25 protein-coding genes and 1 riboswitch are annotated in these 23,030 nt (G+C 37.4%); of the genes, 7 read left to right on the top strand and 18 right to left on the bottom strand.

Translation table 11 applies throughout. The features are described 5' to 3' along the window. Positions 1-29 precede the first annotated feature (29 nt). A complete protein-coding gene (gene acnA / locus DIS06_RS10950; protein WP_110113311.1) occupies positions 30-2,753 on the bottom strand; it encodes an aconitate hydratase AcnA in 2,724 nt (907 codons plus the stop codon). A 404-nt stretch (positions 2,754-3,157) separates the two neighbouring features. Here acnA and sspO point away from each other — a divergent pair, with 404 nt between their 5' ends. Then, the gene (gene sspO, locus DIS06_RS10945) at positions 3,158-3,307 is read left to right on the top strand and encodes a small acid-soluble spore protein O (protein ID WP_110113310.1); all 150 of its coding nucleotides are present in this window, start codon (positions 3,158-3,160) and stop codon (positions 3,305-3,307) included. Between the two features lie 84 nt (positions 3,308-3,391). Here the strand turns inward: sspO and DIS06_RS10940 are convergent, their stop codons facing one another. Further along, positions 3,392-3,655 carry a hypothetical protein gene (locus tag DIS06_RS10940; protein ID WP_110113309.1) on the bottom strand — a complete coding sequence of 88 codons (264 nt, stop codon included), beginning with the start codon at positions 3,653-3,655 and terminating at the stop codon, positions 3,392-3,394. Positions 3,656-3,780: 125 nt separating this feature from the next. On the opposite strand from DIS06_RS10940, the gene DIS06_RS10935 reads away from it, so the two are divergent. Then, a complete protein-coding gene (locus DIS06_RS10935) occupies positions 3,781-3,927 on the top strand; it encodes a small acid-soluble spore protein P (protein ID WP_110113308.1) in 147 nt (48 codons plus the stop codon). Positions 3,928-3,962: 35 nt separating this feature from the next. On the opposite strand, the gene DIS06_RS20150 is transcribed toward DIS06_RS10935, so the two are convergent. Beyond that, positions 3,963-4,112 (bottom strand): hypothetical protein, encoded by a 150-nt coding sequence (locus tag DIS06_RS20150; RefSeq protein WP_162595957.1) that lies wholly within the window; start codon positions 4,110-4,112, stop codon positions 3,963-3,965. A 144-nt stretch (positions 4,113-4,256) separates the two neighbouring features. On the opposite strand from DIS06_RS20150, the gene DIS06_RS10930 reads away from it, so the two are divergent. Then, positions 4,257-4,697 (top strand): Hsp20/alpha crystallin family protein, encoded by a 441-nt coding sequence (locus tag DIS06_RS10930; protein WP_110113307.1) that lies wholly within the window; start codon positions 4,257-4,259, stop codon positions 4,695-4,697. 220 nt (positions 4,698-4,917) lie between these two features. Here the strand turns inward: DIS06_RS10930 and DIS06_RS10925 are convergent, their stop codons facing one another. The 3 genes from DIS06_RS10925 to DIS06_RS10915 all read right to left on the bottom strand — a co-directional run bounded on the left by DIS06_RS10925 (position 4,918) and on the right by DIS06_RS10915 (position 7,172). Further along, positions 4,918-5,973: a M42 family metallopeptidase gene (locus DIS06_RS10925; RefSeq protein WP_110113306.1), complete on the bottom strand. Its 1,056-nt coding sequence runs from the start codon at positions 5,971-5,973 to the stop codon at positions 4,918-4,920. 150 nt (positions 5,974-6,123) lie between these two features. Then, on the bottom strand, positions 6,124-6,528 hold the full coding sequence (locus DIS06_RS10920; RefSeq protein ID WP_110113305.1) for a hypothetical protein: 405 nt from the start codon (positions 6,526-6,528) through the stop codon (positions 6,124-6,126). Between the two features lie 323 nt (positions 6,529-6,851). Beyond that, positions 6,852-7,172: a hypothetical protein gene (locus DIS06_RS10915; protein WP_110113304.1), complete on the bottom strand. Its 321-nt coding sequence runs from the start codon at positions 7,170-7,172 to the stop codon at positions 6,852-6,854. Positions 7,173-7,287: 115 nt separating this feature from the next. Here DIS06_RS10915 and DIS06_RS10910 point away from each other — a divergent pair, with 115 nt between their 5' ends. After that, positions 7,288-7,788, top strand: a complete 501-nt coding sequence (locus DIS06_RS10910) for a hypothetical protein (RefSeq protein ID WP_110113303.1) — start codon at positions 7,288-7,290, stop codon at positions 7,786-7,788. Positions 7,789-8,168: 380 nt separating this feature from the next. Here the strand turns inward: DIS06_RS10910 and DIS06_RS10905 are convergent, their stop codons facing one another. Both DIS06_RS10905 and DIS06_RS10900 read right to left on the bottom strand, forming a co-directional pair. Beyond that, complete coding sequence (locus DIS06_RS10905) at positions 8,169-8,981, bottom strand: alpha/beta hydrolase (RefSeq protein WP_343287499.1); 813 nt, start codon at positions 8,979-8,981, stop codon at positions 8,169-8,171. Positions 8,982-9,260: 279 nt separating this feature from the next. After that, positions 9,261-9,878, bottom strand: coding sequence for an FMN-binding negative transcriptional regulator (locus tag DIS06_RS10900; protein WP_204166785.1), 618 nt, complete (start codon positions 9,876-9,878; stop codon positions 9,261-9,263). A gap of 96 nt (positions 9,879-9,974) precedes the next feature. Between DIS06_RS10900 and DIS06_RS10895 the strand changes: the two genes are divergently transcribed. Next, on the top strand, positions 9,975-10,757 hold the full coding sequence (locus DIS06_RS10895) for an STAS domain-containing protein (protein ID WP_110113301.1): 783 nt from the start codon (positions 9,975-9,977) through the stop codon (positions 10,755-10,757). Between the two features lie 213 nt (positions 10,758-10,970). Further along, entirely contained in the window at positions 10,971-11,456 is a 486-nt protein-coding gene (locus DIS06_RS10890) for an Hsp20/alpha crystallin family protein (protein WP_110113300.1), read from the top strand. A 201-nt stretch (positions 11,457-11,657) separates the two neighbouring features. Here the strand turns inward: DIS06_RS10890 and DIS06_RS10885 are convergent, their stop codons facing one another. The 7 genes from DIS06_RS10885 to DIS06_RS10855 all read right to left on the bottom strand — a co-directional run bounded on the left by DIS06_RS10885 (position 11,658) and on the right by DIS06_RS10855 (position 18,641). Then, positions 11,658-12,491: an ABC transporter ATP-binding protein gene (locus tag DIS06_RS10885; protein ID WP_110113299.1), complete on the bottom strand. Its 834-nt coding sequence runs from the start codon at positions 12,489-12,491 to the stop codon at positions 11,658-11,660. Next, positions 12,488-13,555 (bottom strand): FecCD family ABC transporter permease, encoded by a 1,068-nt coding sequence (locus tag DIS06_RS10880; RefSeq protein ID WP_110113298.1) that lies wholly within the window; start codon positions 13,553-13,555, stop codon positions 12,488-12,490. Before DIS06_RS10880 ends, DIS06_RS10885 begins: the two co-directional genes overlap by 4 nt. After that, positions 13,518-14,483 carry an ABC transporter substrate-binding protein gene (locus DIS06_RS10875; protein WP_110113297.1) on the bottom strand — a complete coding sequence of 322 codons (966 nt, stop codon included), beginning with the start codon at positions 14,481-14,483 and terminating at the stop codon, positions 13,518-13,520. The genes DIS06_RS10880 and DIS06_RS10875 overlap by 38 nt, the downstream gene beginning before the upstream one ends. Then, entirely contained in the window at positions 14,458-16,008 is a 1,551-nt protein-coding gene (locus DIS06_RS10870) for a cobyric acid synthase (protein WP_239422024.1), read from the bottom strand. Before DIS06_RS10870 ends, DIS06_RS10875 begins: the two co-directional genes overlap by 26 nt. Then, positions 15,992-16,513 carry a cob(I)yrinic acid a,c-diamide adenosyltransferase gene (gene cobO / locus DIS06_RS10865; RefSeq protein ID WP_481746859.1) on the bottom strand — a complete coding sequence of 174 codons (522 nt, stop codon included), beginning with the start codon at positions 16,511-16,513 and terminating at the stop codon, positions 15,992-15,994. Before cobO ends, DIS06_RS10870 begins: the two co-directional genes overlap by 17 nt. A 135-nt stretch (positions 16,514-16,648) precedes the next feature. Next, positions 16,649-16,833: riboswitch (cobalamin riboswitch) on the bottom strand. Positions 16,834-16,890: 57 nt separating this feature from the next. Next, positions 16,891-18,351 (bottom strand): sodium/pantothenate symporter, encoded by a 1,461-nt coding sequence (gene panF / locus DIS06_RS10860; protein ID WP_110113295.1) that lies wholly within the window; start codon positions 18,349-18,351, stop codon positions 16,891-16,893. Further along, entirely contained in the window at positions 18,348-18,641 is a 294-nt protein-coding gene (locus tag DIS06_RS10855; protein WP_110113294.1) for a YhdT family protein, read from the bottom strand. The genes panF and DIS06_RS10855 overlap by 4 nt, the downstream gene beginning before the upstream one ends. Positions 18,642-18,990: 349 nt before the next feature. On the opposite strand from DIS06_RS10855, the gene DIS06_RS10850 reads away from it, so the two are divergent. Further along, a complete protein-coding gene (locus tag DIS06_RS10850) occupies positions 18,991-19,557 on the top strand; it encodes a YdcF family protein (RefSeq protein WP_239422022.1) in 567 nt (188 codons plus the stop codon). 55 nt (positions 19,558-19,612) lie between these two features. Here DIS06_RS10850 and DIS06_RS10845 read toward each other — a convergent pair whose 3' ends face one another. The 3 genes from DIS06_RS10845 to DIS06_RS10835 form a co-directional block, all read right to left on the bottom strand. After that, positions 19,613-20,362, bottom strand: coding sequence for a glucose 1-dehydrogenase (locus DIS06_RS10845; protein WP_110113293.1), 750 nt, complete (start codon positions 20,360-20,362; stop codon positions 19,613-19,615). A gap of 89 nt (positions 20,363-20,451) precedes the next feature. Next, complete coding sequence (locus tag DIS06_RS10840) at positions 20,452-21,411, bottom strand: DHH family phosphoesterase (protein ID WP_110113292.1); 960 nt, start codon at positions 21,409-21,411, stop codon at positions 20,452-20,454. Positions 21,412-21,592: 181 nt separating this feature from the next. Then, the gene (locus tag DIS06_RS10835) at positions 21,593-22,819 is read right to left on the bottom strand and encodes a dicarboxylate/amino acid:cation symporter (protein WP_343287498.1); all 1,227 of its coding nucleotides are present in this window, start codon (positions 22,817-22,819) and stop codon (positions 21,593-21,595) included. Positions 22,820-23,030: the final 211 nt, after the last annotated feature.

The following is a 23,030-nucleotide window of genomic DNA, read 5'->3' as shown; positions in this document are numbered from 1 at the left end:
AAAGACGGAAGAGGAGGATTTACTGTGTATTAAGCGTGTGTTTTTGATTCTAACTTGTCACGAAGAACCATTTGTAGAATACCACCATGGCGGTAGTAGTCAATTTCAACTTCACTGTCAAAGCGAACAAGCACTTCAAATTCTGTCTTGTTCCCTACTTCGTCAGTAGCTGTTACTTTCACATAATCACGAGGTTTTACAGTTTCATCGATTTGTACTTCGATTGCTTCTTTACCTGTTAAACCAAGTGTTTCTGCGCTTTCGCCTTCTTTAAATTGAAGAGGTAACACACCCATTAACACAAGGTTTGAACGGTGAATACGCTCAAAGCTCTCAGCGATAACTGTTTTAATACCTAATAGGTTCGTACCTTTAGCTGCCCAGTCACGAGAACTTCCCATACCGTAATCTTTACCAGCTAAGATTGCAAGACCTGTTCCTTCTTCTTTATACTTCATACATGCATCGTAAATGCTCATGACATTATTTGTTGGCCAATGTGTCGTCCAACCACCTTCAGTACCTGGTGCGATTTGGTTACGAATGCGGATATTTGCAAACGTACCACGCATCATCACTTCGTGGTTACCACGACGAGAGCCATATGAGTTAAAATCTTTAGGTTCTACGCCTTTTTCTTGAAGGTAAAGACCTGCTGGTGTAGTTTTTGCGATTGAGCCTGCTGGTGAGATATGGTCAGTTGTTACGGAATCTCCAAATTTACCAACTACGCGTAAACCAGCTAGTGGTTTTACTTCACCAGCTTCTGCAGCTAATCCTTCAAAGAATGGAGGATTTTGAATGTATGTTGATTCATTATCCCATGTGTAAAGCGCTTCTTCACTTGTTTCAATTTCATTCCAACGCTCGTTATCATCAAAGACACGGTTGTATTCTTTACGGAACAATTCTGGTGTAACAGTTGCTTTTACAACATCTTTAATTTCATCTTGTGATGGCCAGATATCAGAGAAGAACACTTCGTTTCCATCTTTATCAATGCCTAGTGGTTCAGATTGAAGATCGATATCAACAGTACCCGCTAACGCATATGCCACAACAAGTGGTGGTGATGCAAGGTAGTTACCTTTTACAAGTGGGTGGATACGGCCTTCAAAGTTACGGTTACCAGATAATACAGATGTAACAAGTAAATCGCTATCAGCAATTGCTGCTTCAATTTCATCTTCTAACGGACCTGAGTTACCAATACATGTTGTACAGCCATAACCAACAATATTAAAGCCAATTTGCTCTAAATATGGTAGTAATCCAGATTCTTTTAAGTAACCTGTTACAACTTTTGAACCAGGAGCTAATGATGTTTTCACGTATGAAGGAACATCTAAGCCTTTTTCAACTGCTTTTTTCGCGACTAGACCTGCACCAATTAGTACGTAAGGATTTGATGTATTGGTACAGCTTGTAATCGCAGCAATTGCAATTGCACCTGTTTTCATCGTTGTTTCTGTACCATTTGCAAGTTTAAATGTGATTTCTTTATTAACATCTGTTGCTTCAAGTCCAAACCCTTGGTTACCCATTGGAGCAGACAATGCTTTATTGAATTCGTTCTTCATTTGTGAAAGAGGAATTAAATCTTGTGGACGCTTTGGACCAGAAAGATTTGCTTCAATCTCAGCTAAATTGATTTCTACTACGTCTGTAAAGATAGGGTCTTGTAAATCAGGCGTGTAGAATAAACCATTTGCTTTTGAATACTCTTCTACCACTTTAATTGCTTCTTCGTCACGACCTGTTAAGCGCATATACTCTAGCGCTTCTCCATCAACTGGGAAGAAACCACATGTTGCACCGTACTCAGGAGCCATGTTTGCAATTGTTGCGCGGTCTGCTAATGGTAATTGAGCAACACCAGGACCGAAGAACTCAACGAATTTACCAACTACACCTTTTTGACGTAATACTTGCGTTACTTTTAACGCTAAGTCAGTGGCTGTTGTACCATTTGGTAATTCGCCAGTTAATTTCACACCAATTACTTCTGGAACAGGGAAATAAGATGGTTGACCAAGCATTCCTGCTTCTGCTTCAATACCACCTACACCCCAACCTAATACACCGATACCATTAATCATAGTTGTATGTGAATCTGTACCAACAAGTGTATCTGGGAATGTAACGTATTCGCCGTTTTCTTCTTCAACAGCGTGAACGACATTTGCTAAGTACTCTAAGTTTACTTGGTGAACGATACCTGTTGCAGGTGGAACTGCACGGTAGTTATTAAATGATTTTTGTGCCCAGCTTAAGAATTTGTAACGCTCTGTGTTACGTTCAAACTCAAGGTCCATGTTCACACGTAATGAATCCATTGTACCTGCTTTGTCAACTTGAACAGAGTGGTCGATAACAAGATCTACTGGAATTTCAGGGTTAATTTTATCTGGGTCTCCACCCATGTCAGCCATTGCTTTACGAAGGGATGCTAAATCTACAACAGCCGGAACACCAGTGAAGTCTTGAAGGATAACACGAGATGGTTTGAAAGGTACATCGATTTCTTGAACTTCGCTTGTTCCCCATTTTGCTAAGTTTTCAACGTGTTCTTTTTTAATAACACGACCGTCTACTTGACGAAGAACAGATTCTAATAATACCTTTACTGAATATGGAAGTTTTGATACAACACCTACACCAGCTTCTTCTAAAGCTTGTAAGCGGTAATAATTATATGTTTTACCATTAACTTGGAATGACGAACGAGCGTTAAAAACGTCTTTTTTAGTCATTGTCCTACCCCCTTAACATACTTATGTATAACAATTGATAAATTCCCATCCTACTAATTCCCTTCGCCTTTTATCTTAATATAATGTTATACATAAGTAAATAAAAAGAATGTTATTAATTGTTATAAGTTTTTCTTATTGAGAAAGTGAATTCTGCAAAGTATTTTCTAATAATTCATAATGATAGTGATTTTATTTATATTTAGAAGGTTCGTTTAGATAGCGATTTCATTGGGTTTTTACATAAAAATGAAGACGGTTGTACGAAGAATTCTTCTCCTGAAATTCACGTTATCTCTCTCTTTGTTGTCTCACTCATTCTCAACAATCGTGTTTTCGTTTCCATTTATCGTGTTCATAAAGTATGTTGTTTTGCGCACATTAACAGCATGGAGGTGAGAATCATGGCAAAACGCAAATCAAACCACATCATTCCTGGTGCAAACGCAGCGAGTGGACAAGGAAAAGGTGCTGGCTATAATGAAGAGTTTTCAAATGAACCATTAACAGAACAACAAAAACAAAACAATAAAAAACGCAAAAAAAATCAGTAAGAATATAAATAGTGAGTGATAATATATGAGCGTATTATAACTAAAATCCCCCCGGTATAATCAACGTTATACAGGGGGGATTTGTTAGTCTTGATTGACTTCGTCTACAATTGCTTGTAGATCTTGTTGGAATTGTGTTAATTTGGCATGCTGTGTTTCTGAAGCATTTTCTAACGCATTTTCGATTTGTTGATACGTTTCATTAATTTCCTCTTTTAATAACTTTAATTCATGTCCATAAGAAGCATCATGCTTGACAATTTGCGATTGAGCATATGCATCCATTGCATGTTTATGTCCTTGTTCAGCTGCTTGAAATGATTGTTGTTTATCTTTATGATATGGCATACCTAACAGCCTCCTTTATCTACATTCTTCTTGTAGTTTGTTGTTTCTCACCTCATTTTATACGACAACTTTTAGAGAATAAAACAACGTTATTTGCTTCACTCTAATACGTAAAGGGGTGAGTAATGATGAACAAAAACGACAGCAAAGATATGCGTAAAAATGCACCAAAAGGTGATAACCCGGGTCAGCCAGCACCAATGAGTGGCTCACATAAAGTTAAAAACAGCAAACATACACGTCAAAAGCAACATAGTAATCACGACATGTAATAAAACGAGTGTGAACGAAGGAAACGTCCTTTTGTTCACACTCGTTTTTCGTCTTTCTCGCGACTTCTCATCACTTCTAATTCAGGATTTTCACCTTCATCGTTTACCTCTGCAATTGGAAAAATAGCTGTTCCATTTAAAATTTCTGTAGCAAGTCCTTCATCATTTATGTCTCTTTCTTTCATGTTATCAAGTCTCCTTTTTATAATTCTTTTTTAAGATGAACCATTTGTCCATTATTTACTCATGGTTGTTCGTTTCTATTCACTCCAGTGAAAGCATATGCATAGAATACAACAAATGTTTTAATTAATGGAGGAAGTGATAAGATGACGGATGAGCGACTTCCAGCGGATCCGGAAATGCTGAAGAGCTTTAAAGATTTACTAGAATTGGTCCTTTCAAACCCTTTTATGAGTTATCTTGATTATGATTCATTGCGGATTGATCTATTCGAAACAGAACATACTTATATCGTGGAAGCAGAATTATCGGGATATAAAGTAACGGACATCGAACTTCAAGTGCTGAATCAACACTTGAAATTACGAGCAAAGAAATACATTGAAAAGCAAATAAAAGACGAGAAAGCACAAATTTTCAAACGTGAACGAACCGAAGAAAACATTGAAAGGCTCATCGATTTCCCTTTCGATCTCCATCATCGTGTAATTAACGCAACATTTGAACGCAATATACTTGAAGTAACAATCCAAAAAGAAGGGACAGTAGAAGAATCCAATTCGACGATTCCGATTGAAGTGAAATAATGTATTGTAGACCATGCATGTCTTTTGCATGGCTGTTTTATTTTTGTCGCGTTATGTCTTGGTAAGCAGATTGTTTTCATCACTTATTATTTAGCACATAGTTTTTTTAGATATTTCATAAAACGCTATCTGTTTGCTACGAAAAATGCTATCGTTAAATAAAATAACCTACTTACTCATCCATTTCGGTTGATGACTAAGTAGGCTATTTGTCGAGATTTTATTGAATGAATGTTTTATATGTTTCCTCGTCTAATTTTTTGATGATCGCCGTTAGAAGCTTCACACCGTTTTCTAAGTCTTGTTTACTTACCATAGAAGTATGGCTATGAATGTACCTTGTAGCTGCTCCAATAACAATTGTTGGTACACCCTGCTTATGAAGGTGAAACTTCCCTCCATCTGTTCCCCCACCAAGCATGACATCTACTTGATAAGGAATGTTGTTTTCCTCTGCTGTTTCAATTACGAAGTTACGAAGTTTGATATTTGGAATCATCGATGAATCTAAAAATGTGATAAGTGGCCCATGTCCAAGCTTTGCTTTGTTCGGATTGGCATTTGGTGCATCTTCCGCTACTCCTACATCTAATGCAAAAGCTACATCTGGTTCAACAATGTATGGAGATGTTGCTGCTCCTCTTAACCCAACTTCTTCTTGAACCGTTGCGCCTGAATATACGGTATTTGGATGATCTTGATCTTTTAATGCTTTTAACACTTCAATGGCTAACCAACATCCAATTCGATTGTCAATGGCTTTTGCGAGAACCGTGTCATTATCTGGCATCATTTCAAATGGACAGATTGGAACGATTGGATCTCCTACTTTAATTCCCCAACTTTTCACTTGTTCTTTACTTTTTGCACCAACGTCGATAAACATTTCGCGCATTGGATACACAGTATTTCGCTCTTCAGGTTGTAAAATATGGGGTGGTTTTGATCCAACTACTCCAGTAAATTGCTTCTTCTCTGTAATGATTGATAGTCGCTGGGACAGTAATACTTGAGACCACCAGCCTCCTATTGGTACAAATCGAAGGTAACCTTCTTTTATAATTTCGCTTACCATAAATCCTACTTCGTCCATGTGACCGGCAAGCATGACGTTTACGTTATTTGAGCTACCTTCTTTTTTACCAAAAATACTACCTAAACGATCTGTTAAAATATCTGCACCGATTTTTTGAAATTCGTCTTGCATAATGTGACGAATTTTATGTTCAAATCCTGGTGCTCCATGTTCATCTGTTAAACGTTTTAATAGTTCCATTTCGTTCACCATCCTAATAAATATGTATCTTTAGTTAGAATGGAAAATAAGAGGAAAGATTATACATACTCGCATCATTTCATACGAAAAAAGGCTGTTTCAAAAAGGAAAAGAAACCCTCTTTAAACAGCCTATATACGCTCATTTGTATTATGATTTGTTCACTTCAAACGCTTGGTGATTTTTTACTACAATGTCACCATACGAACGTGGAAGTTCGATGTATTGTGCGACTTGATTGTTTTCTACAAACACAATCAAATTGACATCATCACGGTAATCAATACCCGTTGACTTTGCTCCAAGCCAAGTAAATCCTAATTGTTTGTTTACTTCATCAATTGGTGTATACGGCTTAAATACATAAACTTTGTCCCACTTAAAATCAAATAATTCTTCAAAATCCAATTCAATTTCATCAGTTGTAAATTGTTCTTCTTCAATTTTTGAGATGAGCATTTGTTGAAGAGCAGCTTGATTTTGTTTGCTATACGATCGATCAATGAAGAAAATCGATAGTAATGCCACAAGAGTAAAAATTAACAGCTTTTTCATGCGAAAAAATCCTCCTACAATTGATTCTTTTCACGATTGTTGGATGTCATATAGTTAGTAGTATTATCTACCATTCTACTAATTTTGACAAGTTTTGATTCATTTTGACTCCTTCATTGCTACTTTCACGTGATGATGAATGAATAAACCGATGTTGTAGGATAAAAGAAAATAGCGTATACTACTGATTAACCACCTCCCTATTCCAACAACTTTTTTGCGATCGTTGCGGGACACTTAACCAGACCGGATGGATAGGGCGGTGGCCAAAGGCGCTAGGACATTTGTTCTGGCGTTTTTTTATTACTTCTATTGTATCGCAATCACTCCGCTGATACGTAGCAGTACTTTCTGTGAATGTGTTCAATGTTGTATGGAATATAAAGAGCCGTCCCTTGTTCCACTTGCTTTGCTTCTTCTGATGTTCCAACCATAATCTTTTCATCTTTAAAAATACGAAGATGATCAGGAGTTAACAATCGAATTTTCTTTTGATGAATTTGACTTGTCATATCCATTATCGTTAAGTAAATACGTTTTCGGTCCTCACTAATGAGATACGAAACCGCGACATCTATTTCTGATTGTTTACTTTGAATGCGTATAGTAGGAAAACGTCCACTGTGTAGACCAGAAATCCTCATACTTTCTCGATTAATACCTTCTATCCGATAATTGGAAGAAAATCATGTTTCAGTTCTTCTTTGTGCGTTCTGTCTATAAATTAAACTAAAGGGAATGACAAAGGGGGCTTTTATGATGAACTGGTTGACAATGATGACATTGATCTTCGCCTTAATCATGCTTCCACTTACAGCTGCAGCTGAAGAACCAACAACTGATGAACAATCTAAATTAGAAGAAAAAGTAAATGAAACCGATAACTATTTTAAAAGCAAATCAATCAAGGTGTTGAAGAAAGAACAGTTTATAGGAGAAGTAACCTCAGGAGAAGAACCTTTTAAAACTTCAATCACTGCTTACTACTTAGAATACAAAACCGTTCGAGATTCACTTTTCACCTTTACTGTTCAAAAGATTTTTTACTATGATGAAGACAACAAAGCTTACTTAGAAGAGAGCGACATTGCAGAAAATGAGCTTTTGACTCAATTTATCAAAAATCATCCACTTGCTGAAAAAAAGCGAGATCTATCAACAGACTTATTGATTACAGCGTATTTATTAATTGGATTTAGTGCACCGTTTGTGATTGGTGGATTCTCAACTCATCGTAGACATCGTACTTCTTCTCACTAGAAAACAGAATGGTCTAAAAAGAAATTGCTTTCACCGTACATTAACTAAACATCTTAGAATTGACGGGGCACGAAAAAATGCGTTATACATTTTCGTGGAATTTCGTACCTTCTGCTCTACTCACTCTTAACAAGCTATCTTTCAAAAAGGGTTTTAAAAAACAACCATCTTTTATAAAAAATAAGAAAGCATGATCAAAATCAGAAAAATCATCTAATTTTGACTCATGCTTTCTTATTTTATTGATTCGCTACTTTTCATGAATTATAATGCTTCTTCTATAAATGTTGTGACTTTTTCTACATATTCTTCTCGGTAATCTCGGTATGCTTGTACATGATCAGAACCTTCCGGAACCCAAAATTGGAAAGTTGCTGGACTTATTGCACCATTTTTTCACTTTCTGTATATGGAATCGTTTGATCTCCATCACCATGAATAAAAAAGATTGGCATGTCTTTTTTATTCTGTACAGCTTCGATTGGGCTTGCGTCACTAGGGTTTAAATCTGTAATAAGTGGAACAGTCCCTAAGATGAGTGGAGTAAACGGAAAGCTCGGCAAGTTCGTCCACACAGGTAAATTTTCTCGTAAATAAGTAGTAAGGTCACTAAATGGACTGTCAGCAATGACCGCTTGCACATCATTTGATTGAGAACCTGCTAAAAGTGACGTAGCTCCTCCCATTGATATGCCATAAAGGATAATCGGTTCACTTGTTTCTTGCTTAACAGATTTGATGACACCTAATAAGTCTAGTTGCTCTTTTACCCCAACGGTTGTCATCGTCCCGTCTGACTCTCCTGAATTTCGAAAGTCAAATGTCACAATACGGTAACCTTCTTGCGTTAAATCGTGACTAAGCGGTAAAAAACCAGACGCAATTTCTTGACGGTTTCCACTATATCCATGAGCCATAATAATCGTTGCTTTGGCTTCACCTTCGGGCTCAATGGTCCATCCTTTTAACTTGGTTTTTCCGTCTTCACTTAAGAATTGTTCATCTTGGTAACTCATACCATAATCCGCTGGTGTCTCTGTAATTGGTTTTCGATCTATTTTTGTTAAGCTTAATCCGACGTAAACAGAAAGGGAAAGACATGCAATAAATAGAAGAATAACTAAAACAATTAGTCCAATCCAGAGTTTTTTTCGTCTTGGTTGTACAGGCATACGCTGCATCTCTGTTTTCAAGTAAGATTCGCCTCTTTTCTCATACCTCTAGTACTCTATCATTATTCTATCTTTCTTAGAAAGAAAATCAATGCAAAAAGACTGGAAAATCATTTCCAGTCTTTTTGAGATATTATTCATTAAATGCAGCTTTTGCTAAATGAATGATAGTCATGTCATCCATCTTTTTCATCTCCTATTTGTTTATCGATACATGTTAAATTAAATAACAAGGTGTATCGATCGGATTAGTTAGTATCATCATAGCACATGCGTGTAAAACGGTGCATGTTTGAACACTTATCGATGTGTATCTCTTATTCTGTTCATTTCACTCGCTACTTGTTGACCCTGTTCATCACTTTGTTTTAAATGCTCCATAATGGATATGTAGTCTTGTTCATGACGATTTTGACTTAATTTATATGACTCTTCAATTCGGTTTACTTTCAACTCAAATCCAACGATCCCTTTTAAGTTCTGGTTCATTACTTCTGTTGAAATATCTGCTATATTGACTGGCTTTTGCATGTGACTTTCGTATTTGTTCATCATAGCAAACACCATTTCCTTTAAAACCTCTTCCTCAACTAAGTTCACGTTTCCATACGCATGAACAGCTTGATAATTCCATGTTGATACATTAGGTTGTTCATACCATGAAGCAGAAACATACGCATGAGGCCCTTGGAAAATCACAAGCACATCGTCCTCCCCAAATGTCTTCCACTGAGGATTTGCTTTAGATAAATGACCTTTTATATGTATATGATGGTCTTTTTGACTCACTTCTACCGGAATATGTGTGGCGATAGGTCCTTTTTCACCTACACTCACAATCGTTGCAAATGAATGTTTACGCATAAAATCAATTATCTCTTTGTCACCTGTTTCTTTGAAATGTTTAGGTGTGTACATCACTACCACTTCTCTTTCTCTTAAAATTATTCTTTACGTTCTTTTGACCTAGCTGTACAATAAACTTCATACTAAAAGCATGAAGGAGAGACGTGCATGCAAGCAATTGGACAACTACCATTAAAACTAAATGGCCATTCAATCTTAGAAAATATACAAGAAACAATTATCGTTGCAGATTTACATTATAGAATTCAGTGGTTAAACTCTACAGCTGTCGACACTCTCGCACCTCTTTTTCAATTATACGGTGTACAAGATATTACAGATGTCATTGGATTAAACATGGATATGTTTCATTCTTCTCCTCATCATCAACAAAAGATTATGAAAAGCTTAGAATCAACTCATCGGGCTCGTATTAATATTAAAGAATTATACGTAGCTGAGACGGTCATCCATCCTATTTATAATGAAAGTGGAGAAAAGCAAGCGTATTTACTTATGCTTTTAGATGTGACAAAACAAGCTAAGCGCGAACAGGAAAAAGAACAAATCATTGAGGACCTTTCATTACCATTGTTAAAAGTTTGGGACGAAATATTGGCTCTACCGATTGTCGGTAAACTCGATCATTCAAGAAGTACAAAGCTTGCTGAAAAAGCATTACAAGAATGCGTGAAAGAAAGAGCTCGATATTTTTTAATTGATCTATCTTCACTCAAAACAATGGATGATGATAGTGGCCATTACATTAATATTATTCATGAAGCACTTCGACTCATCGGGACTACTTGCCTCATTGTTGGTATTTCAGCTGACATGGCACAGTCAATTGTTAACCTTGATTATCAGTGGAAAACGTTTGGGAACGTTCGTCAAGGAATTGCTTATATTTTGAAGGAAGAAGGCAAGACGATTACGTCTATTAACGATTAACATTCGCATCATGTGTTTTTCAAAGAGGCTCGGACATACGTTCATACAACAAAAAAGAACGTGTACATGCAAGGGGTGTTGTGGACTGATCCAAACAGGGGTGTTTTTTACCTCTTTTGTCTCAGTCCCTTTTTCTTGCCTACTTTTACATTCCCTTTTTCATTCCTTCAACATATGATACATCATATAAGAAAGAAAAAGGAGGTCATTTCTATGTTTCCATTCGGCCAATCCCCTTTTAAGAAACAATTAGACTCTTTCACTGGCGGTATGAACTCAAAAGATGTAGATAAATATGTACAGCAAGTCGTTTCTAGTGCGTTAGGTAAAACGTTTCCAGACTTCATGCAAAACAATGAGTTTTTCCAACAATCGATGCAAAAACAACAACCATTCACTTCTGCAGAAGAACAACCTAGACCATTCACTTCTCACGTTTTTGAAACGCATGACGAATGCATCGTCCAAGTAAATATTCCCGACAAAAACATGATGAACAACTTAAAGTTGTCACACACCCCTTACTCATTTGTGCTAGAAAATTTAGGAGCAGAGCCGTTTAAAGAAGAAATTAAGTTTCCGTGTTCGGTTAGTCGAAAAAAAACAAAAGCAGTGTATCGCAACGGCATGCTTGAAGTGAAATTTGCTAAACATCAAAATTTACCTGTAACGGATATCATTATCCATGATTACGATTAATGATTTTAAAAAACAACCTCGATTCGTACAACATTGTACGTTTCGAGGCTACTTTTTATTTTTTGGAACCCAACGACTTGTCAGCATTTTTCGTCTTGTGTAAAACTCTACACCATGGAAACCATTTATAAGTAAATGCCTTGCCTATTGAGCCATGGACTTTCATGGATTTACTAGGCAAGGTATTTTAAGGTGACGATGTTATCTCTTATACTTTTTGAAATTTCGATAGGATGTGATTTCATCTTCTCGTTCTTCTGGTACAAACATGACTTGTGGCTTCCCTACTACAGGGTGGGGAACGAGTGCTAACTCCACCCCATAAACGTCTTGTAACGTTCCGCTTTCATCAAAAATACGTTCCATCCCAACTTCGGCGATGTGACCGTCTTTCAATAATACACATTCGTTAGCAAAGAGTGAAGCGATATTTAAATCATGCAAAATAGCTAGAATGGTCAGGTTTCGTTCCTTTTGAAGCTTTTTTAACAATTGCAATAACTCCATTGCATGACGTACATCCAAATGATTTGTTGGTTCATCTAAAAACAAATACTCTGGCTCTTGAGCAAGTGCTTTTGCTAATAACACTCGTTGCTTTTCACCACCACTCAGTTCATGAAAAGGATGATGTCGAAATTGCCATACATTCGTCAATTTCATCATGTCTTCTACAATTTCTCGATCTCGTTTCGTTTCATGCTGAAACCATCCAGAAGATTGGTGAGGATATCTCCCTAATGCAACAATCTCTTTCACTGTAAAATTCAATCCCATTTGATGCTCTTGTGTCATCACCGCTACTTTCTTTGCAAGTTCAACCGAGGAGTACTGTTTGATTTGCTTTCCATCTAACAAGATATGACCACTATGTAAAGGAATGACGTTCATTAATAACCGAATGATCGTCGTTTTTCCACTTCCATTTGGACCGAGCAGCGCAACAAATTCTCCTTTTTTAACAGTGAACGTAATATCTTGCACAGTTGGCTGGTTTTTATCATACCCACCTGTTACGTGTTGAAGCTCAATCATGATAATCCCCTTCTTCTTGAACGTTGTTTGATTAATAAAAATGTAAACACGGGTGATCCGATTAATGCTGTTACGACTCCAATTGGCAATTCACGAGGTTCGATGACCATGCGCGCAATTAAATCGGCAAAAACAAGGTAGCTACCTCCAATTAAAATTGATAATGGTAGTACATGCTTATGATTCGCTCCGACAACAAGACGAACAAGATGGGGAATCACAAGCCCAACAAAACCAATCGCCCCTGATACCGCTACAGCTGAACCCGTTAGTAAAGAGGCACCTATTAAAATCCATGTTTTTTTTCGCTTGACGTTGATTCCCATAAACTGAGCGGATTGGTCTCCTAACGCAAAACCATTTAATTCACGGTAGTGAATCAAAATGATGAAAGCACCAACAAGAAAGAACGGTAGCAGAAGTTGCATATGTCCCCACCCTCTCATTGATACACTTCCCATTAACCAATATAAAATTTGACTGACATCCTCACGTGGCGACAATGCAATAATTAATGAGTTCAACGCACTAATAAAAGAAGATAAAATGATACCTGATAGAATAATGGTTTCATTTGCTAATGTCCCACTCGCAAGCTTTGTAATACCAAATACGAGTAACAGTGTGACAAATCCGGTCATAATTCCAATGACAGGGAGTGTATAAGAGCCAAACCATGTAATGTTCCATTGAAAATATAGAACCATGACAGCACCTAATGATGCTCCCGATGATACCCCAATGGTATACGGATCTGCAAGAGGATTCCTTAATAAGCCTTGAAATGCTGCTCCAGCTAGCCCAAGCGCAGCTCCAACAAAAAATGCCACAAGAACGCGAGGAAATCGAATTTGCCAAATGATCATTTCCATGTTTTTGACACCGTGGTATACATCCATACCAGTCGTCTTTTCCACGATAATCTGTAAAATATCAAGAACGGTCAACGAAACCGTTCCTAAAAACAAAGCCGTTACGATTGAAAGACAAACAAGAATCCCACTAAGTATGTAAAAGAGACTTCTTTTATTCAGTAAAAACGTCTGGATAAATGAGTTTCCCAAGCGTTTCCACTCCTTCAACAAGACGTGGACCTGGTCTTGTCACTGTATCATTGTTCACATCAAATACTTGTTTGTTTTTCACTGCGGGCACTTCACTCCAACCTTGTCGACTTAACACTTGTTGTTCCGGATTTTCTATATAGTAACCATATGTCGTAATAATGACATCTGGATTTAACGAAACAGCTTTTTCTTCATTCATTTTAACCCAACCTTCTTGATCACCAGCTACATTCTCCGCTTGAATCGTTTCAAGCATTTCATGCATGAATGTATTGGACCCTGTTGTAAAAATGTCTGGTTGAGGAGAAACTTCCACCCATACTTTTTTCTTTTCTGTTATAGCCTTTGCTTTCTCTCTCATTTCATCCAACTCTTGCTTCACCGTTGCAATTACTTCTTCTGCTTGTTTGGCTTGACCTGTTGCTTTTCCAAGTACCGAAATCGATTCATATACATTCTCAAATGATTCACCAGACTTTACTATCATGACATTAATTCCGGCATCTTTCAATTTCTTTACGGTGTCAAATGAGTTTGTGTAATGATACTCTTGTAAAAGAACTAAGTCTGGTGATAATTCTAGGATTTTTTCGACATTCATTTGCTGAGCGCCTACTTTTTCAATGGCCTCTGTTGCTTTTGGATAATTGCAGTAATCAGAGACTCCCACTACTTCTTTATCTAGCCCCAACGAAAAAATAATTTCCGTTGTGCTAGGAAGAAGCGAGACAATCCGTTTTGGCTTTTGTTTAATCGTCACTTCCTCGCCTACATCGTCTGTTAATGTAACAGGAAACGCACTCATTTCTTCCACTTTTGTATGTTCTTCATTTGACTGAATGACAGGTTTTTCGTTTGTACATCCAACTAATAGACTCATCATTATAACGATGACTAAGCTAACGATATTCATTTGTTTTTTCATGTTCATTCCCCTTTAACTTGTTAGCGTACTGCTCCATTACGTCGTACAGTTGGTTAATATTCACAGTACTTCGTATGTGAGATGATAACCTTACAAACTGTTTTTCTTTTTCTTCTTTTATGTTCATGGTTTCTTCTATTGAGGAGAGCCCTTTTTGATTCCTAATTCTGTTTAAATACGTACGTCGGAACACATCGTTATGAAAAACATCATGCAAGTATGTACCAAGGATATTTTTCACCAAACAGCCTTCTTGCTCACCATTTAAAACAGCAAAAGGTTGGACAGATTCGGTATAACAAGTTTCACCCATATGAATTTCATAACCTTCTAGCGGGATCATATTCTCTGCATTTAAAAACGACTCTCCTGTCACACGAATGGTCTTTTTCTTTTTCGTTAACGTTGTTTCGATGGGCAAGTATGCTAAACCTTCCACCTGTTCATTTGGCGACTCTACATAATGAGGGTCGAATAGGTGTTGGCCCAACATTTGGTAACCTCCACATATTCCCACGATAAACGCTCCTCTTTTTTGCGCTTCTTTTATATACGGTTCAAACCCTTGCTGACGAAGCCACTGCAAATCTTCAATCGTATTTTTACTGCCTGGCAAAATAAGAATGTCTGGTGTTTGTAAGTCTGATGGCTTTCTTACAAACCGAACACGACAATCCCACTCTAAGCGAAGTGGATCAATGTCTGTAAAGTTTGAAATACGAGGATACGATAAAACAGCGATATCTAGTTCATTTTCTTCTTTTTCTCCTTCATATTTCTGTAATGATAAGGAATCTTCTCCATCGATTTCTAAATTTTCAAGATACGGGACAACACCAAGGACTGGAATTCCTGTATATGTTTCAAACCAATCAAGTCCTGGCTGTAAAAGAGATAAATCCCCACGAAATTTATTAATAATTACCCCAACAACACGTGCTCGATCAGCCTCTTTCAAAAGCTGTAGTGTTCCTACTAAACTCGCAAACACACCCCCTTTGTCGATATCGCCCACTAAAATAACCGGTGCATCTGCTATTCGAGCGACTCGCATATTAACCATTTCACGGTCGTTCAAATTCACTTCTGCAGGGCTACCCGCTCCTTCAAGAACGATACAATCATACTCAGATGCCAATGAATTGTAAGCTTCTTTTACAACACGTAACCCTGTTTCAAAAAAATCTTGTCGATATTGAAAAGCTTGCATATTTTGTATAGGCTCTCCGTGTACAACAATTTGCGCTTCTTGATCGCGTGTTGGCTTAATTAAAATGGGGTTCATGTTGGTAGTAGCTTCTATTCCTGCTGCTTCTGCTTGAATACCTTGTGCTCGACCTATTTCTCTGCCATCAACGGTAATATAAGAGTTCAACGACATGTTTTGTGACTTGAAAGGAGCTGTTTTTAGACCATCTTCACTAAAAATTCGGCAAAGAGCTGTCGTGATAATGCTTTTTCCAGCATCAGAGTGTGTACCTTGAATCATGATCGAATAGACATGTTGATTAGTATTCAAGGCCATAAATAGCATTCACTCCTTCATCATAGTAATGTTTTTCCACTTCAATCACAGAAACTAGGTCTGCCACATCTACTATTTCTTGTTTCGCACCTCTACCTGTAATCACAAGATGGACGTTTTGAGGGCGATTTTTTATCACATTCACGACTTCTTCAAGTGGCAAAATGTCATCAATTTGAAACCGTTCAATCGCTAATGCATTGTTTAACTCATCTAATACAACAAGGTCATACTTTCCACTCATCGTGGTTTCTTTCGCCACTGCCCATGCAAGTTTTAAAGCTTGTCTATGTTCTTCTGGTGTTTTTGTCCATGTAAAGCCAATCCCTAACATGTCTACCTCAGCTCCTAGCTTTATAAGTGCTGCTTGTTCACCATATCCTTTTCGGGGTGATTTAATGAATTGCACGACCTTTACACGTAGGCCTCGCCCAATTGATCGAAGGGCCAATCCAAATGCTGCTGTTGTTTTTCCTTTTCCATCACCTGTGTACACAAGTGTCATACCTTTTTCTACCTTCGCCACGCTACCACCCCTTTTGTGATAAAAACAAAAAACCTTGACTTTAATAAGCCAAGGTTTCATCACATAATCATTTTCATACATGATAAGCTTGACTTATTTTTCCCACCGAAAAATAAGAGGTCGATTTTTAAAGCAGGTCTCCTGGCTTGTGCTTCACTTTACTTCTGCTTCCTTCCTAGCATGTGCTAGTGGTTTTTAGCAGGTTCATCCACACTTACAGTAGCGGGGGCTGCATCGGATTTTCACCGATTTCCCTATTATCCTTCTATTGAAAAGGCACTTTAAAAATAATGAAATTTTCAAAATCTACTTTATTCTATCTAAAAAAATTGAATACGACAAGAAATATTTTCTAATTATAAATAATCATTTAGTAATTGCTCGCGTAATTTCTCTGTTTTTCGCTGTGTCAACAAACTAACAGCTATAAAGCTAATAAATGAGAATACAATCGGTAACACAACGGTATGCATACCTAAAGGATTTGGATAATAAGTGTGAATGAGAATATACGATGTCATACCAACAATCATTCCTGTAATGGCTCCATACTTATTTCCTTTTGACCAATACAACCCGAGTACAATTGGCCAGATAAATACCGCTTCTAATCCACCAAACGAAAATAAATTAAACCAAATGAGTAAATCAGGTGGCTGAATTGCTACTAAGAATACAGCAATACCAATAATCGCTGTTGAAAGAAAGCTCCATTTTCGTACTTGCTTTTCATTCGCTTTTGGATTGATGTAATTCAAATACACATCTTTCACGATCGCTGAGCTTACTAATAGTAAAATTGAATCAACGGTTGACATAATGGCCGCCATTGGAGCCGCTAATACAATTCCTGCTAGCCATGCTGGTAATACTTCCATCGCAAGTAAAGGCATGACAGAATCCCCAACTTCAATACCTGGAATAACCGCACGGGCAAAAACACCTGTTAAGTGCATCCCAAGCATAATGACTCCAACAACGACCGTTCCAATAATCATCGCTTGATGCATCGCTCTTGAGTTTTTATAAGACATCGCTCGTACTGCCACCTGCGGTAATCCAACGACTCCGACCCCAACTAAAATCCAAAATGATGAAACATACAATGGCGTTAATGATTGATCAGCACCGTACGGACTGACTAGATTAGGATTTTCATTTACTAAGTCGTTCATAATATTACTGATTCCACCGCCAGCAATAACGGTCGCAACAAGTAAAATAGCCGTTCCTAAAAACATCACGACACCTTGAAGGGTATCTGTTACTACAACAGCGCGAAATCCGCCAATTGATACATATAACAACACGGTAATCGCAAAGATTGTGAGGGCACTTTGATAAGAGATTCCAACAATCGATTCAATTAAACGAGCCCCTCCTACCCATTGTGCAGCAAGAGATGAAAATAAAAAGACAATAATACTAAGTGCAGATAATAACACAACGATGTTACTTTCATATCTTGTTTTCAAAAAATCAACAAGTGTCACCGCGTTCATCTTACGAGAAATAATCGCAAATTTTTTACCGAGTGTGGTTAAGACAAAGTAACCCGTCACAACTTGAATGACAGCAAGCAATACCCACGCTAAACCAGTTTGATAAGCAATTCCTGGACCCCCGATGAAGCTACTAGCACTTCCGTATGTCGCGACCATTGTCATCGCTAAGATGAAACCCCCTAACTGACGACCACCTAAATAATAATCACTTACAAACTGACTAGACCCACTGTTTTTTCTCGACATGAAAATTCCAATAAAAAAGACGGCGAGGATAAACACCAGTAGTGGAACAATCACCCCCCAATTCATGATTCTTCACCCCGCTTTTCTTCTTCTTCAAAAGGTAAATCTGTAAAATAAACATTTACAACCCATATAACAAGACCAATAATAACGAGTAAACCAACGATACAACTATAAAAAAACCAAGCAGGAAACCCTAAAATGTATGTATATTCCTCAACCGGCTTTGAACCAAAGCCATATGCAAAACCAAACCACCAAATAAAGTGAAACAGTGCGAGTCCCACACCTATTTTAGCTTCGCGATGAGCGATTTTAAATCGCTTTTTTCTTTGTTGCTTTTCCTCTTCTTTCATAATGTCGCTCCTTTCTGCTTTTGATTATACCGCTCATCTTTCTTCTCTTCTATCAATCATTTTAAAATAGAAAAAGTATGAACATTTCGGAAAATGACTACTTTTTCTATTTTACAAATTTTACATCTATTAGAAAAGGTTTTCTTCTTTATTTTTTATAGAGAAAATCCCCCGTGAAAAGTACAGGTTAATGAGTACTAGAGAATAAATCAGCTTTGTATAACACTCAATGCATCAACAATTAAGGCTATTAAATGGTAGACTGAGCTTAATAGAAATAGGCAAGCGTCAAATCACGTGCTACAATAATATGGAAATCAATCAGTTGTATTTACGTTTAGAGGTGATTATGATAAGAAAATTTCTTCTCATTAGTTTGGTATGCATGGGTGTTGTCTATTGGATAATTGCAAGTCTATTAATCTACCAAACGGCACAAAAAGAAGCTCCAACTAACGCTGACTACGTGATGGTATTAGGAGCAAAAGTTAACGGCGAAACCATGTCGCTTAGCCTTTATAATCGTGCAAAAGAAGCACTCGATTATGCAAACCGAAATCCAAATACAATGATCATTACAACTGGTGGACAAGGTCCTGGTGAAGATATCACAGAAGCAGAAGCAGTAGCACGCTTTTTAATCGATCATGGTATTAAGGAAGAACGAATTATAAAAGAAGATCATTCGACTTCGACCTATGAAAATTTCTTATTTACAAAACAATTAATACGTGTAGAAGATAAAACGGTAGTCGTTGTAAGCAATGACTTTCACCTTTATCGCTCGTCTGTCATCGCGAAACGGCAAGGATTCACAATGTTTCCTTTAGCAGCGGAAACACCGAATGTGGTAAAGGTGCAAGCATACGTCAGGGAATATGCAGCGATTATTAAAACTTGGCTCGTAGATAAATAAGAGGCTGAATGGGATTAACCCTTTTCAGCCTCTCGTTTCACTTTCATGATTCCGTTTAATGTTCGTAAATCATCTTTTTCGTCATACCACCGTCCACAACAAGGTTCGTTCCTGTCACAAAATCGTTTTCAGCATGAGTTAAATATAAACACGCTTTTGCAATATCGATTGGCTTCCCAACTCGTTGTGATGGATGTTGTGTATGATCAATTTCACGTAATGATTCATAATCCTCTGTTTGAATCCAGCCTGGTGAGACCGCATTGACCGTAATTTGATCTTCACCAAGTGAAATAGCTAACGCATGTGTTAACGCAACAATTCCACCTTTTGTAGCTGCATACGCTTCTGTATGCGGCTCTGACATTGTGGCTCTCGTTGAAGCTAAGTTGACAATAGCGCCACCTTTTTCATTTTGCTTCATGTACTTGGCTGCTTCTCTTGAACATAAAAAGACACTTCGTAAATTAATGTTGATGATATCATCCCATTCCTCAATCGATAACTCGTAAGGAGACTTCCATCTTGTAACACCTGCGTTATTAATTAAAATGTCAATCGTACCATATAGACGAACTGCCTCAGTTATTAAGTTTTGAACGTTTTGTTCACTTCTTACATCCGTTTTAACAAATGTTGCTTCACCAATTGATTGACGAATGTGAATTTCGAGCTCTTTGCCTGCCTTTTCATCAACGTCAGCCATTACGACTTTTGCACCTTTTTTTGCATACTGCATTGATACTTCTTTTCCTATTCCATTTGCAGCACCCGTTACTACTACAACTTTTTCATTAAATGACATTTTTCTCAACTCCATTTGTAAGTTTCCTTTGTTATACCCATGCAAAAACGAGACAAACCTTTCGTTTACAGGCTAGCCTCGTTTCAGATTTATTTTTTTTCGTTGAACAATTGAGAAACGACAAATAACTTAAATGTTTCATGTGTGAGTGAACAGCCAGATGCTTTTGGATGTCCACCTCCACCTAAATGGCCGGCAATGTCAGCTAAGTTAATCTGGTCTTTTACTGCTCGGAATCCTATTTTTTGACGCCCCATATCAATTAGTACAGAAAAGTCAATGTCTTCGTGCTCTAAACAAAGAGCGTTCCCTAATTCTGATTGATAATTTTCTGCAAAGACAATTCCAGCTACATATTCTTCCTCAGCAATGGTAACCGAAGCTGTTATCATTTGCTTTTGTTTATCTTGAATGTATTTTTCAATTTTCTTTTCTTCAGCTTCTAGTAAAATTTCATGACGCTCATTAAATGTGAACAACTCATCTTCTTCATAAGAAGCTTTTAATTTTTCATAGACCATGTCTTTAAATTCTTCATGATTGATTAAATAATAAAGATGATTCAACCTTTTTGCTTTTTCGTTTTTTTCTCTGAACCAATCCCATGTATCAAATAAACGAACAAGTTCAACGTATTCATCTAACGCTTTTGTTCTCGTTAAAAGGTTTTGTTGAATTAAATACTCATAAAATAACGAAGTGGCAGCTGTTTTTGTACCCGAAGAGTCTTCTGGTGTCACATGAACCCACTCATATTTTTCAGAAAGAGGCAATGCTGAAATGTGATGATCGATGAGTGTGACTTTTTGTCCTTGTTCAACAAGCTCATTTAACCGATGTGCTACTTCATCACTAACACTAATATCTGTTATGTAAATCTCTGTATTTTTGTCATTATGTTCATCTAAAAAGTGTGTAACCGTTTCATCAATACGACCAATGCCTACTGTATCGTAATCAAATTCTTTCTCTTCAAATGCAAGCATTCCTAAAATCGCAGGACTTACACCGTCTAAATCATTATGTGAAAACATTTTAATTTTTTCCATAAAAAAACTCCTTCATATTTGCTTCTTGTAGTATGCCCATCTTGTTCGCTATTTACTGTTATGACACTCTTTACACTGTCATTCATTATAAACGATTGACACTTAAAGTCCACAAAAAAGCGTTTTCTTCTTTATTAATCAAAAAGTGCGAGACTTCCAATCGTTAGAAGTCTCGCACTTTTTATACACTCAATGTGTGTTCTTCTTTTTCTGTACGTTTTTTCTCAAATGAATCAACAAATACAGCCGCTGCTGCGTCTCCTACAATATTAACTGATGTTCTAAACATATCAAGAATACGGTCGATGGCTGCAATAAGCGCAATTCCTTCTACTGGTAAATTCACAGCTGCAAGCACCATAGTCAACATGATCATCCCCGCACCAGGTACTCCTGCTGTTCCTACTGAAGCCACTGTTGCCGTGAACATAATCATCGCCATTTCTGCCATACCTAAATCAATTCCGTAAAATTGAGCGATAAACAAGGCTGCTACCCCTTGATAGATCGCACTTCCATCCATGTTCATCGTCGCACCAAGCGGTAAAACAAAGCTTGCTGTTTTTTTCGATACACCTAAGTTTTCTTGTGTGTTCTTTAATGAGATAGGCAGTGTGGCACCGCTACTAGCTGTACTGAATGCAACAATTCCTGCCGGAGCAATACCTTTTAAGAATGTAATTGGGCTCATCTTTCCAAATACTTTTACAGCAAATGAATATGCAATAATCACTTGTGTTACACACCCAAGTGCAACTGCTATAATCACTTTGATTAATGGCATTAAAACAGCTACACCATATTCTCCGATAATTGGAGCTACCATACCAAAAATACCGATTGGCGCAATAAACATGACGCCACTTGTAATCTTAAACATCACAGTCGAAAACGATTCAAATAGTTGTTTTACAGGCTTGGCTTGTTCTCCAACAAACAAGATCCCTAATCCAATCGCAATGGCTAAGAAAATGATTTGCAAAATATTGCCGTCCATTAGTGCTGCAAATGGGTTTTCAGGAATGATGTTAAGGATGGTTTCAACAAACGTCGGTGCTTCAGCTTGAGCTGCTTCACTCGCTTGTGGCTCATCTACTTTCACACCACTACCTGGAGACAACACAACTCCATAGAAAATGCCAATTCCAACTGCGACGAGTGTTGTAATCATGTAGTAAGCAATTGTACGCCCACCCATGCTAAACAGTTGTTTACTGTCTTGTAAACTTGTAATTCCTACAATAAGTGTTGTTAAGATAAGTGGTGCCATAATAAACTTAATTAACCGTAAAAACAAATCACCAAGCGGTTGAACGACAGCCATTTTATCTCCGAAAATTAACCCAAGCACAAGGGCTAATGTAAACGCCATTAACACTTGCGTAAGCAATGATAGCTTTTTCAACACGGTTCACTCTCCTTTTTGTTTAAATTCCGAACATTGAGTGAAAACCCTTTCTCCCAGTCACCGCTTATGTATACAAAAAGCTCATACCCACTCAACGAGTATGAGCTAACCCCTTTTAATTGTTATTACATTGTTCGAACTTTGTTTATCACTATCAATATCTTATCATCATTTCATTGTGTGTCAAGTGATAGCATCTAACTAAATGACG

It is taken from the genome of Bacillus sp. CGMCC 1.16541 (assembly GCF_003184905.1).
Taxonomy (GTDB): Bacteria; Bacillota; Bacilli; order Bacillales; family Bacillaceae_H; genus Priestia.
The sequence above is the reverse complement of the archived record's forward strand: the minus strand, read 5'-3'. Positions and strand labels throughout refer to the sequence as shown.